Here is a 16,893-nt window from a genome sequence, read left to right as displayed (position 1 = left end):
CCGATTCACTTCACGAAATACCCGATAGGCATGACGAAAAGGAGCTCGCGGAAGGTGGGCGACACGATGCGTCGCCGGAAGGAACCGCCACAGAATTCACATGTAGGCGTCGCGTCACTCGCCGTCCCTGTGCTTGGCGCACGGAAACTCAGTGACGCACATGTGTAACCTCACCCCACGGTTCGGAAGGCAACTCGGCCTGAACCAGGGAGGCCCGCAAGGTGAACGGCGGCCACAATTGCGGAGGCGGCACATTTGATTCGAGCCCTTTCGAAGCGCGTGCCCGGAATTCCCGGCGCATCAGGACTCGTTGTGGCCGGAGAGCGCCGACGAACCACGACCGGCCGGACGGGCGTCCACCGCAAGGTTCAGCGGCGCCCGGCCCAGCGCGTGCAGCCCGATCACGTCGTCGGGGGTCGCGTCGGGACCGTCGTCGACGAGCCGGGGCAGCCCGGCGCACAGCGCGCCCAGTGCCAGGAACGCGAGGGCTGCCGCGGACAGGGCGTAGAGCAGCGCGACGGTGCGCCCCGGTCCGGCGGCGGTCACCGCCTCGACGGCCGGTGTGAACGTCCCGCCGGGGGACAGCAGGGGCCCGGACAGCGCCCATGCCGAGACCGCGGCCAGCGCGAGGCCGGCCGGCGGCGCGGCCCACGCGATCACCGTGTGGAGCGCGGCGACCCTGCCATGGAACCGCTGCGGCACCTTGACCTCGACGATCGCGGCATGGATTCCGTGGAGCACGGTCAGTGTCAGCGCGAGGCCGAACAGCCCGAGGCCGACCGTCACCAGGTTCGCCGTCGAGCCGGTCAGCAGGCTGAACCCGGCCAGGCACAGCGTGCCCAGCAGCACCCCTCGCATCCGACGCCGCGCCGGGCCGCCCCACACCGTGATGACGGCGCCGCCGAGCACACCCCCCAGTGCCGCGACGAGCAGGACCCAGCCGGCGTCACCGAGCCCGCCGTCCTCCAGCACCAGCGGCGCGACCAGGAGGAACAGCGGTGTCAGCAGCACCTGGGACACCGCGGAGAAGACCAGCAGCCGGCGGAACCACGGCTGGCCCCACGCGTAGCGCAGCCCCGCAGCGACCTCGGCGACCACCGGCTCGGCCGGCCCCGCCTCGGCCCCCGGGAACCGCACCGGGAGAGTGACCGCGAACGCGGCCGCACAGCTCGCCACACCGAGCACCAGGACGCCCTCAAGCCCCACGGCGGCGCTCAGGGCAACGGACGCGACGGGCACGAGCAGCACGCCCGCCGCGCCGGAGATCTGGACGAGTCCGCTGACGTGCCCCAGGTACCGCTTCGGCACGAGATGCGGCACCGACGCCCCGAACGCGGACCGCCGGAAGGTGAAGGTGACCGACAGCGCCGCGAACAGCGGATACAGGTGCCATGCCTGTACGTTCCCGGACCACACCAGCGCTCCCAACGCCAACTGGGCGGCTGTCGCGCCGACATCGCTCGCGATCAGGAGCGTGCGCCGGCCCCAGCGGTCCGCCACCGGGCCGGCCAGCGGCGCGGCGAGCAGCCCCGGCGTCACCACGGCGGCCGCGGAGAGCGCGAGCTGGCCGAGCGAACCGGTGGTGACGTAGATCCAGACCAGCATCGCGAACGCGGTCAGCGCCGAGGCGCCGGCCGAGAACAGATGTCCCGCAGCCACCGAGAGGAACCGGCGCACCGCGCGTTGCGGTTCGCCGGGCACGTCCGGCGAACCGGCGTGCGACACATCGAGCAGCCGCCACCCCTCGCCGCCGGCCGGCGCACCGGAGGCGATCGCCGGGTGCGTGGTCGTGACGATCTCGGCCAGTTCGGCGGCGCGGTGCTTCTGGAAGAAGTGACCCGCTTCGTCCAGCGACACCACGGCCGTGGTCTCGCTGAGGAAGTGCCACTCGCGGAAGCGTTCCTGGTAGTAGTCGGACGCCGGGTCCCGCTCTCCGGCCACGCTGATGACGGGCGCCCGCAGCCGCTCGACGGGGCTGGCGAAGAGCCGGGTGAAGTACTCCTCCGCCGCTTCGGTGTCGCGGCGCGTGTTGCGTACGACACGCCGTGCCTGCGTGGCGTCGACGTCGCCGAGTTCCAGCCCGACCGCGGTCAGGCCGTTCCCGAACGAGCGGTCGCTGCGCAAAGCGTCCGGGTTGGTGAACCGGCCCAGCGCGCCGAGTACCCCGCGGTCCGGCCGGGCGAACGGGAAGATCGCCCCGATGTACACGGCCTCCGGGACACGACCGGCCGCCTCCAGTTTCCGGGCGATCTCCACGACGAGCGCCGAGCCGACACCGCAGTGCCCGTACAGCGCGACCGGCCCGGTGACCTTCTCCTGGATCTCCCGCACGCATCGCGCTGCGATGTCCTCAAGCGGTGCGCGCTGCTCGTCGCCGCCGGCGTCGTGACCGGGGATGGCGACCGACCACAGGGCGTGCGTCTCCGACAGGGAGTCCGCGAGCGGCTTGTAGACCATCGCGCTTCCGCCACCGAACGGAACGGCCACGTAGGTGAGTTGAGGCTGGTCCTGCGGCTCGGGCGTCAGCTGGTGGAGGAGTCCGCGCGGTGCCGTCGTGCTGTTCCCGTCGAGCAGGGCGGCGAGCTGGCGGACCGTCGGGTGGGTGAACAGGTCCATCACGGCGATCGCGGTACCGCCGGACACGCGCCGTAGCCGCTCCACCAGCTTGATGGCGAGCAATGAGTGGCCGCCCACGGCGAAGAAGTCGTCGTTGACCCCGAAGTCTTCCCGGTCGAGGACGTCCGCCCACACCGCATGGATCGACCGCTCGCGATCGCTACGTGGCGGTGTCCGGTGGGCCACTGCCTCGCCGGTCGGCTCGGGCGCCGGCAGCCGCCCGCGGTCCACCTTGCCGTTCGCGGTCAGCGGCAGCCGGGCCAACGTGACGAACGAGCTGGGCACCATGTAGGCCGGCAGCGCCGCCGCGAGGTGCGACCGCAGCAGGGCGGGGTCGGGACCGGGTCCCGGGCGGGGGTCGAGTGGGGCAGCGGTGCTGGTCCTCGCTTCTGTCCCGGTTCCGGTCGCGGTTTCGGTCCCGGTCATGGATTCGGCGATGACGTACGCGACGAGCTGCGCGGCGTTGCCGGACCCGTGCACGGTCACCACGCATTCGGCCACCGCGGGATGGCGGGCCAGGTGTGCCTCGATCTCGCCGAGTTCGATCCGGTAGCCGCGGACCTTGACCTGGGCGTCGGCCCGCCCGAGGAACTCGATGACACCGTCCGACCGATAGCGCCCCAGGTCGCCGGTCCGGTAGAGACGCTCGCCGGTGCGCGGGTGCGTGACGAACGCCGCCGCGGTCCGCTCCGGGTCCTTCCAGTACCCGGTAGCCACCCCGGTGCCCCCGATGCACAGCTCGCCGGGCACACCGACCGGGACGTCACACAGTCCGCGATCGAGAACATGGAACCGCTGGTTGGTCAGCGGGCGGCCGTACGGGATCGAGGACCACTCCGGGCTGACGCGCTCGATCGGATACGAGATGGACCAGATCGACCCCTCGGTGGCTCCGCCCAGGCTGATGATCTCCGCATGCGGTGCGAGCGCGCGGATCCGGTCGGGGAGCGTCGGCGGGATCCAGTCGCCGGACATCATCACCAGCCGCAACGAGCTGATGTCCGTCCCTTCCTGCTCCGCGTGCTCGACCAGGAGCTCCATGAGCGCGGGCACCGAGTTCCACACGGTGATCCGCTGCTCGGTGACGATCCGCGCCCAGGCGGCCGGGTCCTTGTCCTCTGCGGGCTGCCCCATGACCAGAGCGGCACCGGCGGCCAGCGTGCCGTAGACGTCGTAGACCGACAGGTCGAAGCTCAGCGCGGACAGCGCGAGCACCCGGTCGTCGGGGCCCACGGCGAAGCGCTCGTTGATGTCGCGGACGGTGTTGAGGGCGGCCCGGTGCTCGATCATCACGCCCTTCGGCGTGCCGGTCGACCCCGAGGTGAAGATGACGTACGCGAGGTCGTCGGGCTCCGCGGAACCGAGCAGCACCGCAGCACTCGCTTCCTCCCTCACCCCGGACAGCGCCACCGACCCGCCGCCGGGCTCCTCGCTCACCCCGGACAGCGAGGCCGCTTCCCCGGTGACCGGCAGTACCGTCAGCCCGTCCGGCCAGGTCAGCCGCGCAGCCAGGGCCGGCTGGGTGAGAACCACGGTGCAGTCACCGCGTGCGATGAGCTCGCCGCGACGGCTGTCGGGCAGGTCGGCGTCGACGGGCAGGTAGGCGGCGCCGGCCTTGTTGACAGCCAGGACCGCGACGACCTGCTCCCACCCCCGCCGCATCGCGACGGCCACCAGGTCGCCCCGCCTCACGCCGGCGGCCGTCAGGCGCGCCGCGAGATGACCGGCCCTCCGATCGACCTCGGCGTGCGACAGCTGACCGCCGGGATAGATCACGGCCGGGTGGTCCGGCGTCCTGCCCGCCTGTGCCTCCACCGGCTCGTGCAGGCACAGGTCGGGGCCGAGATCGGCACCGGTGTCGTTCCAGCGGGCGCGCTGCTCACGCTCTTCGGCCGTGAGCAGCTCGTAGCTCGAGATCGCGGCGTCCGGGTCGGCGGCGATGCCCTCCAGCAGCACCCGCAGGTGGGCGCTCATCGCCGCGACCGAGTCCGCGGTGAACAGCGCCGTGTTGTAGACGAACAGGAAGGTGCCGTCACCCGCGGTGTGCAGTTCGAGATCGAAGCGGGTCACCCGGTAGGACATCGGGACGTCGGCGGTGACGGTGAACGACGGATGGCTCGGCAGGTCCGATTCGTAGCTCTGCAGGGAGAAGACGACCTGGAACAGCGGCGAACGCGACACCTCCCGCGGCACGTTCAGTTCCGTGACCAGGCGCTCGAAGGGCAGTTCCTGGTGGGCGAAGGCGTGCGCGGCCGTGCTGCGGACCCGCTGCAGCAGTTCGACGAACGTCGGGTCGCCCGACGCGTCGACCCGCATGGTGACCATGTTGACGAAGCAGCCCACGAGGTCGTCGAGCTCAGGAACGGGCCGGCCGGCCGTCGGCGACCCGATCGTGATGTCGTCCTGCCCGGCCCGGCGGCCCAGCAGGACCGCGAAGGCCGCGAGCAGAACCATGTACGGCGTGGCCCGGTACCGGCGCCCGAGCCGGAGCAACGCGTCGAGCACGTCCGGCGCCACCGAGAACTCGTGCGCGGCACCGGCGTACGTCGGCAGCGGTGGCCGCTGCCGGTCGGTGGGCAGCTCGAGCGGCGCCACGCCGGCCAGCTGCTCCCCCCAGTACGCCACATCCTGACCGGAGTCGGACTGGGCACGCTGCCACGCCGCGAAGTCGCCGTAACGAACCGGCAGTTCGGGCAGCGGGAGGCCGGCCAGGCAGGTCAGCACCTCACCGAGAAGGAGTTCGGTGGACCAGCCGTCGGCCGCGATGTGGTGCACCGCGAGCGCGAACACCTGCTCCTCGGGGCCGACGGTGATGAGCAGCGCGCGGGCCACGGGGCCGGTCGCCAGGTCGAAGGGTTCGGCCATGAAGGCGTCGACGAGGACACCCACGGCGTCGTCGTCGACGGCCTCCGCGGTGGTCAACGGGATCGCGCCGGCGTCGTCGACGACCATGACGGCCCGCCCGTCCACCGTGGCGGGGAAGCGGGTCCGCAGCGGCTCGTGCCGTTCCGCGACCCGGTTCAACGCCGCTGTCAGCGCGTCCGGATCGACCGCCGCACCGCGCAGCCGCCAGGCTTCCGGGATGGTGTACGCCGTCGTCCCGGGGGCGTACGCGTCCATGAACCAGAGACGTTCCTGCGCGAACGACATCACGGGTTCCCCGTCGGGCCGGACGGGGATCGTCGTCGGTGTCCCGGGCAGCTCGGTCAGGTCACTCACAGGTCGTCCTCCAGAAATCGTGTGACGGTGCAACAGGCCACGCGTTCCACGGGCCGCGCGGCTGACGGTCGGGGTGCGCGGCCGGTACCGGCGATGCCGCCAGTACGGGGGATGTCACCGGTACAGGCGATTTGCCGGAACGGGCGATGCGGTCGGTAGGATCCACGTGGCCCATGCGACCGCGGCGCCATTCATGGGCCCGCGACTTCACCGCGGGCCGGACGCACTCACCAGCGCGGCGAGCTCGCGGACGGTGGGGTGGTCGAAGATGTCCAGGACGGTGAGCCGCCGTGCCTGGCTGCCGAGCGCCGGACCCAGCCGGGCCAGGACCCGCGTCGCGTGCAGGGAGTGGCCGCCGAGCTCGAAGAAGTCGTCGTCCATGCCGACGTCGGCCACGCCGAGTACGTCACTCCACACCCCGGCGATCACCTTTTCCGCCGGGGTACGCGCCTCGGCCGCCGCCGCGCTCGCATCCCGCACGGCCGCAGGCGCCTGGGATTCGGACTCATCTGCGTCCCGCACCGATGTAGCCGGGCCGGATTCGCCCCCGCCCGCATCCTGCTCTGCCGCAGGCGCCGCGCTGTCGCGCTCCTCACCGGTCCGGTCGCCGTGCCACACCGCGGCGTCCACGCCTGCGGGAGCGGTACGCGCCGCCCGCGCCGGAAGGTGATCGCGATCCTCGTCCGCGGCCCCGTCCGGAGTCGGCGCCTCCTCGACCAGGAGGTGGGCGTTGGTCCCCCCGATGCCCGTCGCGTTGACCCCGGCACGGCGAGGACCGTGACCCGGCGGCCAGGGTGTCGCATCACGCGTCACCACGAATCCGCTGGCCTCGAGGTCGAGGTGCGGACTCGGACTGCGGAAATGCGCCGTGCCCGGTATCAGGCCGTGCCGCAGGGCGAGGACCACCTTGATGAGGCCGATCACTCCCGCCGCCGTGTCGGTGTGGCCGATGTTCGACTTGACGGAGCTGAGCACGCACCGCCGCGACGGCCCCGGCTGCCCGAACGCCTCCGACAGAGCACGGACCTCCATGGCGTCGCCGATCAGGGTGCCGGTGCCGTGCGCCTCGACATACCCGATCGAATCCGGGCACACGTCGGCGACGACGTGCGCCGAACGGATCGCGGCCACTTGTCCGGTCACGCTCGGCGCGGTGAAACTCACCTTGCCCGACCCGTCGTTGCTGAGCGCCGAACCCCGGATCACGGCCTCGACCTGGTCCCCGTCGGCGAGCGCGTCGGAGAACCGCTTCAGCACCACGATCCCCGCGCCGTCGGCGGCGACCATGCCGTCGGCGTCCGCGTCGAAGGGTCGGCAGCGGCCGTCCGCCGAAAGCAGGTCGTCGCCCTCACCGGCACCCGCGGCGCCGCGGACCGTGACTCCACCGGCCAGGGCCAGGTCGCAGTCGCCGGCGAGCAGCGCCTGACAGGCCAGGTGAACCGCCACCAGGGAGGTCGAGCAGCCGGTGTGCACGGTGACCGCCGGGCCCTGCAGGTTCAGCGCGTACGCCACCCGGCCGGTGAGGAAGTCCCGGCTGCCTGCGAGGCGGAGCTGCTCGTCGGTCGCCTCCGGAAACCGGTGGCGTTGTGCGCGCAGCACGGCGAGGTGTTCCGACTCGCCACTCCCCGCGTACACACCGACGGCTCCCGGGTACGTCCGGGGATTTTGACCCGCGTCCTCGAGCGCCTCCCGGGCGCATTCGAGGAACACCCGGTCCTGCGGGTCGAGCAGTTGTGCATCCTGCGGCCCGAAGCCGAAGAACGCCGCGTCGAACCGCTCCGTGCCGGCGACCACTCCGTACGCGGCACCGCCTTCGAGACGAGTCGTCAGATCGCGGCCAGACACGAGCGCGCCCCAGAACTCGTCGAGGTCCGCGACGCCGGGCACCCGGGCAGCCATGCCGATGACAGCCACGGCGCTCTGCATGTCCTCGTCGGTCTCTTCGACATCGGTCATTTCTCGCTCACCCCGGAGCAGGATTGGCGCGGAGGAAGCAAGAAGGGCAGAGAAATCCTGGACAGAGCGGGGCACATGCCGCCGCGCGCGTCCTTCCGCCGCCCCGGACACGGACAGCCTGCGTACATCTTCCGCCCATCACTCGGTCCGCTTGGTCCACTCGGACCAAGCGGACCACCTGGTCCACCAACCGACTTGGTCCACTTGAGCTCGACGACAGTCACGGCGTGACCCTGAAGCACTAATGAGTCACTGCCGTAACGCCGGTTTCGCCAGTCGGATCGTCAGCGCGGGAAGTGAACGAGGCGTGACGCAAAGGGAGACGGAGACCGTCCACACGCGGACGGCCGCACGTTGAGGTGCGGCGCCGGGGGCGCGCGGCACAAGTGGGGTCAACCGCCCGGGACATGGCGTCGCCAGAAGTCCTCAGCCGGCACGGGCGCTGCGCCACCCGGAGACAAGGCGATCCGGTGTGGTCCGTCGTCGGTCAGGCAGTCGTGACGGCTGGTGGGGCCTGCGGGCAGTGGTCTGCGGCCGGGACACCACAGTGCAGGTGAGGCATCGCGAGTCACGGACGGGCCGTTCACGAGCAGCGTGACACTCGTCGTGCGTATCCGACGGATCTGTCCGATGTTCGCTGGATTTGAACGAGCAAGCTCCGACGACGTGGCACTTCCAATGCCGCGGGCGGGCTCTGGGCTTTGGCCGGCCGCGCGAGCACGAGTTGCGTTAGATCATGAACGCGATCTTGTACGCGGACCGCACCTGTGTGCTGCGGCGTTACCTGCCGCACGACTTCCCGCTGTGGGAAGCCGTCTATGACTACTTCGCGAAGTGGCAGAAGGAGGTCGCCTTCGCCGAGCCCAACGGGTCTGCTGCGGGAACAGGTGCGGCAAAGGGAGGGCCGAAGCGTGAAGCCGTCAGCCTCCTTGATCGACGCGCAGAGCGTGGTGCATCTGCTGGGTGGTCGCCATCGGGTACTGCGCCAGCACCGCCAGCGCCAGCCGGTCCCCACCACCCGCATCCACGCTCTGCATCTGTCGACGCTCTCGCCGTACGGTGCGGCGTTGCTCTGCCCGGCCCCGCGTGTACTGGCCACGTCATCAGCTGGCCCCGACCAGACCGTCGACCATGAAGGGCCGACCAGCATCACGATGGGACCACGCCGGTATCCCCGCTGAAGACCCCACCGGTATCCCCGCCGACAACTGTCCGCGCCTGCGGGGCTCCTGACGGCCTACTCGCAGGTGATCACGTCCTTCGGGCGGGGTAAGCAGCCGGACATGTCTCTCTGCACGCCCCCGCAACCCCGCCTCAGGCAGGAAGAGGCAAGGGAAAGGGGCGGGGTGGGCGCGCTTCGCGGGATCGGGCGGCGGTGTTTGCTGTCGAGCGCTGGCCGGGCCGCCGCGCTCTAGCACCGGGCAGATGCCAGCGTGCAGACAGGATCTGGAACCCAGGGGAACAGCACCGGCACGTCCGCCGCCGTCGCTCCCACACGAACAACAGCCACCTCGACGCGTTGCCGCGCTCGTGCCGATGCTTCAACCGAAGCACGCCGCAATCGGTCACTCGCCGATGCAGCCCTGGCCGTGTATTGGAGTCCCTACATCGCGGTGCCGGATTGAACGGCGTGGCCTGCGCCGGTAGCCGGTCGGCACCGTGTTTGACCGCATCTTCACCGCTGCACTCCTCGTCGCTGCCGCGGTGTTCTTCTGAGGTTGGGACCTGCTCGGTGGGTTGGTGTGGACTCCCCACTTCCCGCCGAGGGGTGCGACGCCTGATGTCTGGCCCCGTCAGGGGCCGAACAGGTCTTGGCCGTAGGTGTGGTGGCGCTGGCGGATGCGGCGTTTGGTGATGGCTTGTCACCGCACCGGCGGCAACTCCAGGTAGTCACTGCCGCTCAGCGAGACCGATACGTATCCGGTGACGGCGACCAGGGCCGCCCACATCCGGTTCGGGGATGGCGTGATCTTCGGCGGTACCGGGTGGCGCAGCCCTTCGTGGGGGCGGTGGTGGAAGCGCACGAGCCGTTCGTCGATGAGGTTTCTGCAGCTGCGCGACGCTGTAGCGCGCCTGGCGTCCGACCTCTGTGCTGCGGCATGCGATCAAGCTGCTCATCTGCGGACCCTGCGACGAATTGCTCCTCCAGCGCGACCTCGAGCCGTCGACGGACCTCCCAGGCCACGCCCGCACAGGCCGGAGGGGCGCGAAGATCGGTGACGTGCATCACACTGATTTTTGGCGCTTAAATTCAATAGTGGCATTCAATTGCCATACGGCAGAATAGCGGGATGCGACACTTCTTCCATCCCTGGAAATATGTCGCATATTTTCTTTAGCCGAGCCGGCGGGACAAGGGTTTGCTGCCTTGTAAACAAAAGGTGAAGAATTGGTGTAGGGCGCTCGCTTCGCGGGTCAATGTCAACTCGCATCGGTTGCGATCCGCTGCTACATTCCGAATCCGTTCGGAGGCAATGCGATTTCCTTGCTCGTTGATGTCGGTAGCTGCTCTCCGACTTCACGAAGATTTGTTGCCGTGGACTTCACGAGAGCAACGCGCAAAATCATGAAGGGTGTTCGTCAAGTGATGTTCAAGAAAGTTGTGCTTGACGTTCTGAACACCCATCCAGATTCCTATTGGCGCATCCGAGAGACCGATTACTGGCATTTCGTAGAGCCATCTCGACACCGCCACCGCCTGCAAGGCTGGAAGATTCACGTGTCCGCTACGCCCGACACCGCGGCGGACATCCTGGGCAAGGTCAGCTCCGTGCTTGTGCCCCTGGGCGTCGCTTTCAAGTTTGTTGGTACGCCGGATCTTCTGCACGACTCGCTATCACGTGGGAGCGATCCGGCAGCGAGCGGGAAGTTCATCACTGTCTACCCGAATGACGACGGTCAGTTCCGCGATCTTCTAGACAAGCTGCACACACCACTGACGGACCACTGGGGGCCACGGATCATGTCCGACCGCCAGTACCAAGGCGGGATCGTCCATTATCGCTATGGCGGCATCTCGCAGATGACCCGACTGGACGACAAGGGTGCGGTTGAGGAGATGATCGTCTCCCCGGACGGCTCCCTGGTGGAGGACCGGCGCGTTGCCTGGTTCAGCCCGCCCTCATGGCTCAGCGACCCGGTCGAGCAGCCGGCGGCGGACGCAGGGTCCACGAAGAAGAGCAAGTCGCTGCTACTAGCCGACCGTTACCAGGTCACAGGCGCAATTCGGCACACCAATCGCGGAGGCGTGTTCCGGGCGCTGGATACCAAGACCGACCGCAGGGTCGTTATCAAGCAGAGTCGCGCAGGGATTGATCCATCGAGTGATGGTGCGGACGCACGGGACCTTCTACGCGGGGAAGCGGCGATGCTCCGCAGGTTGGCGGATGTGGCAGTTGTCCCCGAACTGGTGGACCTGTTCGACCTCGCGGACCAGACATTCCTCGTCGAGGAGGAACTCGCTGGACGGCCTCTGCAGGACCTGGTCACACCCGATGAGGACGACGCGCCGCCACCGTCGGACGCAATCGTCCTGAACCTGGCACGCCAGATCGTGAAGACCCTCCAAGCTGTGCACGATGCCGGCATCGTTGTGGGCGACTTGTCGCCGGGCAACTTCCTGATGGGCCCCGACGGCCGACTTCAACTGCTGGACCTGGAGAGCGCCGCAGAGGTTGGCGCGCCCATCCCCAAGCTGAGAACTCCCGGGTATGCCGCCCCGGAAAAGCTTGAGTCTGAGCGGGACGACGTCCTGCTCGCAACGCCCGAGATGGACCGCTACGGCGCGGGGGCCCTGATCGCCGCTCTGTGCCTGCAGCGGCGTCCGGTTACTCGCCCAAGCGGGTTGGACACTGGCTCCAAGACGTCTTCGCCCATGGATGTCATGGCTGCGGACAACCCGTTGATACACGCCCTGAATCCTCTGGTACACGGCTTGATGGCGTTCGCGCCCGAAGACCGCTGGACCTGGTCGCGCGCCGAACGGGAACTACACGCAGCCGCTCGCGTGCACCCTTCCATGAGTACAGCCGGCACCCCTGCGGAGCCTGACCCCGATCAGCTCATCCGTGAGTCGTTGCTGAACATGATCTCTGCCCTGCGACCACAAGCCGCTGCGCTGGTACCAACACTGGGAACGATGCGTAGGCTAGACCCTCGATTCGTTCAGGCTGGCGCTGCTGGTGTGACAGGTGTGCTGCTTCAGGCGGCGCGCTGTCCGGCGGTGATCAATGGTGGCGACCGTGACTTGGACGACGTGCTCCAGGATGCGTTGGTCACCTTGAGCCGCTGGTGGGACAGGAATCTCGGCCGGCCCACCGTCACGCTGCTGCCAGGCTTGTACAACGGCCACGCCGGTATGATCTGGGCCGCAGCCGACGTGGCACAGGCCGTCGGCGACTCGGTCACCCTCGACCATGCTCTGGAGATCGCCGAGCAGCTGCCGACTCGTTGGCATATACCCACAGTGGCGCACGGGATCGCCGGGACAGGCGCCACAATGCTGCACCTCTGGCGTACCACAGGCCGGTGGGAGTTCCGGCAGAAGGCACTGGAGTGCGCGGAACACCTGGTGGACACAGCCGTCCGAAAAGGCTCCGTCGGGGTGCGGTGGATGGCCGAGCAGAACACTCCCACAGCCCACAATGGAATCGCCACAGGCACAGCCGGCATAGGCCGGTTCCTTCTCAGCGCAGCCCAGATCCTTCAGGAACCCCGGTTCGCTGAAGTGGCCCAGTTGGCCGGTGACGAACTCGTCGCTCAGGCACGGCTGCGGGATGTAGACGTCCTGGAAAACGGTCGAGCACGGACCTACCGGGCCGCGTGGTGGAGCGATCAGACGGACGACGGACGAACGCCGCACGGATGGTGGGGTGGCCCGGCGGGAATCGGGGCATTCCTGTGGAGTCTGGGCGCAGATTCCAACCGGCTTGCGTACCGGGACACTGCAGCCGCCGCAGCGGCGGCCGTGCGCTACTCGGCTCCCCGCGCGCCGCTGGGTGCCTGGTGGGGGCTGGCCGGCGACGGACATTTCCTGCTGGACATCGCAGGCGACGAAGGCCCTACCTCCGCCGCCGGCCGGTGGGCCGGCTTGGTGACCGCGCTGCTGACGTCCCATGCCACATCCGGACGCCAGGGCTTGACTCTGTATGACAAGCGCGCGGTCGAGTGGGACTTCGCCACTGGTGTACCGGGAGTCCTGTCCTTCCTGCTGCGAGCGCACCATGGCGCTGCTGCTCCGTGGATGACACCGGAGCCGGGCCTTGCCCCGCAGGTCCCTTGAACTTCCGGGCTCGTCCGTGAGCCCGGATAGATGAGAAACCACATGAGAGCAAGGAGATACACATGAGTGCCGATGAGATTTTTGAGTCCCTGAACCAGCTGGTTGCCGAGGAGACCCCGGGCGACCTGGAAATGCACGGCTCGTCCATGGGCTGCTCGCGGTCCTGGACTCTCTGATCGAACAACCTCTGGGGCCAGGGCTGGACGGCCCTGGCCCCAGGGCGATTTTCCACCTATCACAGCGCACTTGACAGTAGAGGTTTCCGATGCCGAGGAATGGCTCCGCGTCCGCGGCCCTTTCGCGACGGCGAAGCGCGCGTCTGCTGCGCTGGATAGCCGTGCACGGTGAACGAGATGACGCCGTCAGTCTCACGTGGTCAGTGCTGGCCCACGCGTGGCGATGGAACGTGCTTACTGTCGTGGGAACGCTGACGAGCGTCGCTTCGTCTCTGCTTTTCCCTTCGGTCCTCGGCGCTGCCCTCGATGCCGAATTCACGGACCATAGCGCGCGGGTGCTCCCATGGCTCGTGGTACTGGTTCTCATCAGATCGTTCGCGACAGCCTTGACCAGTTTCTGCCGCGCTCGGTCAGCCGCCCAGTCCATCGTCTGGCTGCGCACGAAACTCATCAGCCGGGTGCTCACCTCACAGAATGCTGTTGACCAGAAGCACCCCGCCGGCGACGTAATGTCCCGGTTGCTCGGAAGCACTGAGGTTGTCGCCCACTCGGGATACGAGTTCATCAGTTACGCGATCGCCGCGTTGGGCGGAGCTTACGTCATTGTGGCGCTCTGGCTTCTGTACTACCCGCTGGCGCTGATCCTGTGTGGCACAGCGGCTTTGGCGCTGCTGCTGTCGCACCGGGGGAGCACGAAGTCCTACCCAGAGTTCGGCATCTACCAGCGCGCTCAGTCGGCACTGTCAGCGGCGCTGACCGACGCGACGGCCGGAATCTCAACCATCTGGGTCAGCCGTACGCAGAGGGTGGAGACAGCCCGGGTGCTGTCCTCACTCCCGACGCTGGCTACGGCCGGCCAGGCCACCTGGCAGGTCGCCGGCCGCGTGAACCTGCAAAGAACGCTGCTCACTGGGCTGGGAGAAGTAGCCGTACTGATCGTCGCGGGCGTCGGCGTCGTGCAAGGCCGACTCCAGCCAGGACAGCTCGTGGAAGCGGTTGCTTTCATGGCTGTCGGCGTACCCTACCTCTCCCAGCTAGGTGGTATCGGCTTCATCCCGGAGACGCTCAGTAGCGCAAACCGCGTGTCCGACCTGCTAAAGATGAACGAAGCCAGTGACACGATCGGCACAGTAGAACCACAGCCCACATCCACGACGCACGAACTGCGCCTGCGCAACGTGTGGGTGACGCGTGACAGTCGTAGCGCCCTCGAAGCGATCGACCTCAGCTTTCCTGCCGGTTCGTCGGTGGCGGTGGTGGGCCGTCCCGGCTCGGGCAAGACCACGCTGGGGCTCGTTCTGGGCGGCGTACTGTCCCCCGAACGTGGCATTGTGACCTGCAGGGGACGAGCCGTCCGCCCCGGCGACGTGGCCTTTGCCTTTGAACGCCCCCGGCTGGTCGGCGAGACCCTCTGGGACGCTCTCACTTACGGGCGCGAGACCGTACCATCACGGGAAATCATCAACAGCGCTCTGGAGAACGCGCGGGCAGCCTCCCTGGTGCGCGGCCTTCCTTTGGGTCTGCGCACACCACTTGCTGATGTGCAGCTTTCCGCTGGCGAGCTGCAGAGGCTCGGGGTGGCACGCATGCTCATACACAATTGTCCTGTCGCCGTGCTGGATGACGCGGTCTCCAGTCTCGACGCGGTGACCGAATCACAGGTGGTGGCCAGCGTGGAATCGGCGCTTGAAGGCCGAGTCCGAGTATGGATCACCTATCGTGAACCGCTCGCGGCCCAAGCGGACCTGACTGTCTGGCTTGAGAACGGCCGCGTACGCGCGGTCGGACCTCACGCTGAGCTGTGGAATCACTCTGCGTATCGCGAACTCTTCAGTTCCTCGCTTCCGCGAACGAGCCGAACCTAAGGACAACCGTGGTTGCCTCTTCCCAACAGGACCATGGATTCCTGTCACCGCTGATGCGCGTCCTCGCCACAGACCGGCGGATCGTCATTTCGCTCCTGCTGTGGACGGCGGTGACGTCCATGCCCGCGCTTGCCTCTGGCTATCTGATCTCCCGGGCTGTGGACGACGGTTTCCTCGCGCACGCTCCCTGGACAGGAGCCGCCTGGCTGAGCGGGCTGGTCGTCACCTTGCTGATCCAGGCGGGCGCTGAACAGCACGTGGTTCGCGCGCAGTCGCGTCTCGCCGAAGCCCTGCGCGAACGGCTGACCCGCGACGTCGTGGTCTCAGTGATTGCCACGAGCACGGAAAATGGCTGGAGCCCTCCGCGGTACGAGGCCGCGGCAGCGCTCACCTCACAAGTGGAGTCCGTGCGCCGGATGACCGGCGCGCTTCTGAGCGCCGGTTTGACCGCGTCGGTCACTCTGGCGGCTTCCATCGTTGGCGTCGCCTGCACCGCGCCCCCAACCCTGCCGCTGGTGCTCCCCGCCATTGCGGCCGGACTGCTCCTGCTGCGCTGGCAGAGCGCACCCCTAGCGGCGGTGCACCACAACATGGTGGTGGCGAACGAAAGGATCAGTCACCGTACAGGACAGGTGCTACACGCCATCCGTGACATTGTTGCCGAGGACGCCACCCAGCGTGCCGTCGCGGACGTGAGGGAGGCGATAGACCGACACAGTATCCTCGCCACTCAAGTCGCACGCAGTGGCATCGCCCGGGGTCTAACCACTGCAATCGGCGGATACCTCCCCTTGGTTTTGCTCATTGGCACAGCACCGCGTCTGCTGGAAAGCTCCCTGCTCAGTCCCGGCGCACTCGTAGGCGCGGCGATTTACACAGCCAACGGATGCATCCCTGCGCTGTTGACCCTCTCCCGCACGGCGGCCGGCATAGCGGCACCACTGTCGGCGGCTCTGCGTCGACTCGCGGAGCACAGGACTACGCACCCGCGCACCTACGCCCCCGGTACTGCCCTGCCCAAGACGGGTACCCTACGCGCCGTCGATGTGACTTTCCGCCATGACGACGACGCGGCGCCGCTGGTGAGCGGAGTGAACCTGACTGTCGCCCCCGGTGCGCACCTGGCGGTCGTGGGACCAAGCGGTGCTGGCAAGTCCACCCTGGCGTTCCTACTCGCTGGTCTACTCACCCCTACTTCCGGCCACGTCGCGTGGGCCGGAGTTCCTCTCACCGCAGCCGACCAGGAGGACATCACTCACCGCGTCCTGCTGCTCCCTCAGGAAGCGTACGTGTTCAGCGGCACGCTGCGAGAGAACCTCCGCTATTTGAGAGACGACGTCTCCGACGACGAACTCGTCCATGCAGTCCGGACACTCAGCGCCGACCTTCTCCTCACCGGAAGCCAGGGACTCGACCGGCCGATGAGCCGTACGACTTCCACGGCCGGAGAGCGCCAACTGGTCGCCCTAGTACGGGGATACGTGAGCAACGCCCACACCGTGATCATGGATGAGGCGACCAGTAACCTCGATGCGGCAACCGAGTCGGCGGTCGAAGCCGCTTTCCGGAGCCGTCCCGGCGCGCTCATCGTGATCGCACACCGGCTCGACTCCGCGACCAGGGCCGACGAAGTCCTCTTCATGGAAAACGGCCGGGCAACTCACGCCCGCCACGACGAACTGCTCAGCCTCTCACCGCCATACGCCGAGCTGTTCCGCTACTGGGAACGGCCGGGCCGACCGGTGACTCCGTGACGGAGGGCAAGCATCAGGCTGCGGCC

The 16,893-nt window shown here is 68.2% G+C and carries 6 protein-coding genes and 1 pseudogene; 4 read left to right on the top strand and 3 right to left on the bottom strand.

Annotated elements, in window-relative coordinates; all coding sequences use genetic code 11:
- Positions 1 to 300: 300 nt before the first annotated feature.
- Both DN051_RS01345 and DN051_RS01340 read right to left on the bottom strand, forming a co-directional pair.
- Entirely contained in the window at positions 301 to 5,835 is a 5,535-nt protein-coding gene (locus DN051_RS01345; RefSeq protein ID WP_112437662.1) for a non-ribosomal peptide synthetase/MFS transporter, read from the bottom strand.
- 207 nt (positions 5,836 to 6,042) lie between these two features.
- Entirely contained in the window at positions 6,043 to 7,791 is a 1,749-nt protein-coding gene (locus DN051_RS01340; protein WP_112437661.1) for a beta-ketoacyl [acyl carrier protein] synthase domain-containing protein, read from the bottom strand.
- Positions 7,792 to 9,491: 1,700 nt separating this feature from the next.
- On the opposite strand from DN051_RS01340, the pseudogene DN051_RS47710 reads away from it, so the two are divergent.
- Positions 9,492 to 9,572: pseudogene (locus DN051_RS47710) on the top strand (hypothetical protein); the annotation flags it as partial.
- Between the two features lie 81 nt (positions 9,573 to 9,653).
- Here the strand turns inward: DN051_RS47710 and DN051_RS44795 are convergent.
- The gene (locus DN051_RS44795; protein WP_162624768.1) at positions 9,654 to 9,815 is read right to left on the bottom strand and encodes a hypothetical protein; all 162 of its coding nucleotides are present in this window, start codon (positions 9,813 to 9,815) and stop codon (positions 9,654 to 9,656) included.
- Positions 9,816 to 10,327: 512 nt separating this feature from the next.
- On the opposite strand from DN051_RS44795, the gene lanL reads away from it, so the two are divergent.
- The 3 genes from lanL (at position 10,328) to DN051_RS01315 (ending at position 16,867) form a co-directional block, all read left to right on the top strand.
- Complete coding sequence (lanL, locus tag DN051_RS01325; protein WP_162624767.1) at positions 10,328 to 13,072, top strand: class IV lanthionine synthetase LanL; 2,745 nt, start codon at positions 10,328 to 10,330, stop codon at positions 13,070 to 13,072.
- A gap of 418 nt (positions 13,073 to 13,490) precedes the next feature.
- Positions 13,491 to 15,113 carry an ATP-binding cassette domain-containing protein gene (locus tag DN051_RS01320; protein WP_162624766.1) on the top strand — a complete coding sequence of 541 codons (1,623 nt, stop codon included), beginning with the start codon at positions 13,491 to 13,493 and terminating at the stop codon, positions 15,111 to 15,113.
- An 8-nt stretch (positions 15,114 to 15,121) separates the two neighbouring features.
- Entirely contained in the window at positions 15,122 to 16,867 is a 1,746-nt protein-coding gene (locus DN051_RS01315; RefSeq protein ID WP_162624765.1) for an ATP-binding cassette domain-containing protein, read from the top strand.
- The last annotated feature ends 26 nt before the right edge of the window (positions 16,868 to 16,893 follow it).

This window comes from Streptomyces cadmiisoli (assembly GCF_003261055.1).
GTDB classification, from domain to species: Bacteria; Actinomycetota; Actinomycetes; order Streptomycetales; family Streptomycetaceae; genus Streptomyces; species Streptomyces cadmiisoli.
The sequence above is the reverse complement of the archived record's forward strand: the minus strand, read 5'-3'. Positions and strand labels throughout refer to the sequence as shown.

Coding starts and splice junctions, on each gene's coding strand:
- DN051_RS01340 (WP_112437661.1), bottom strand. CDS start 7,791: ATGACCGATGTCGAAGAGACCGACGAGGACATGCAGAGCGCCGTGGCT.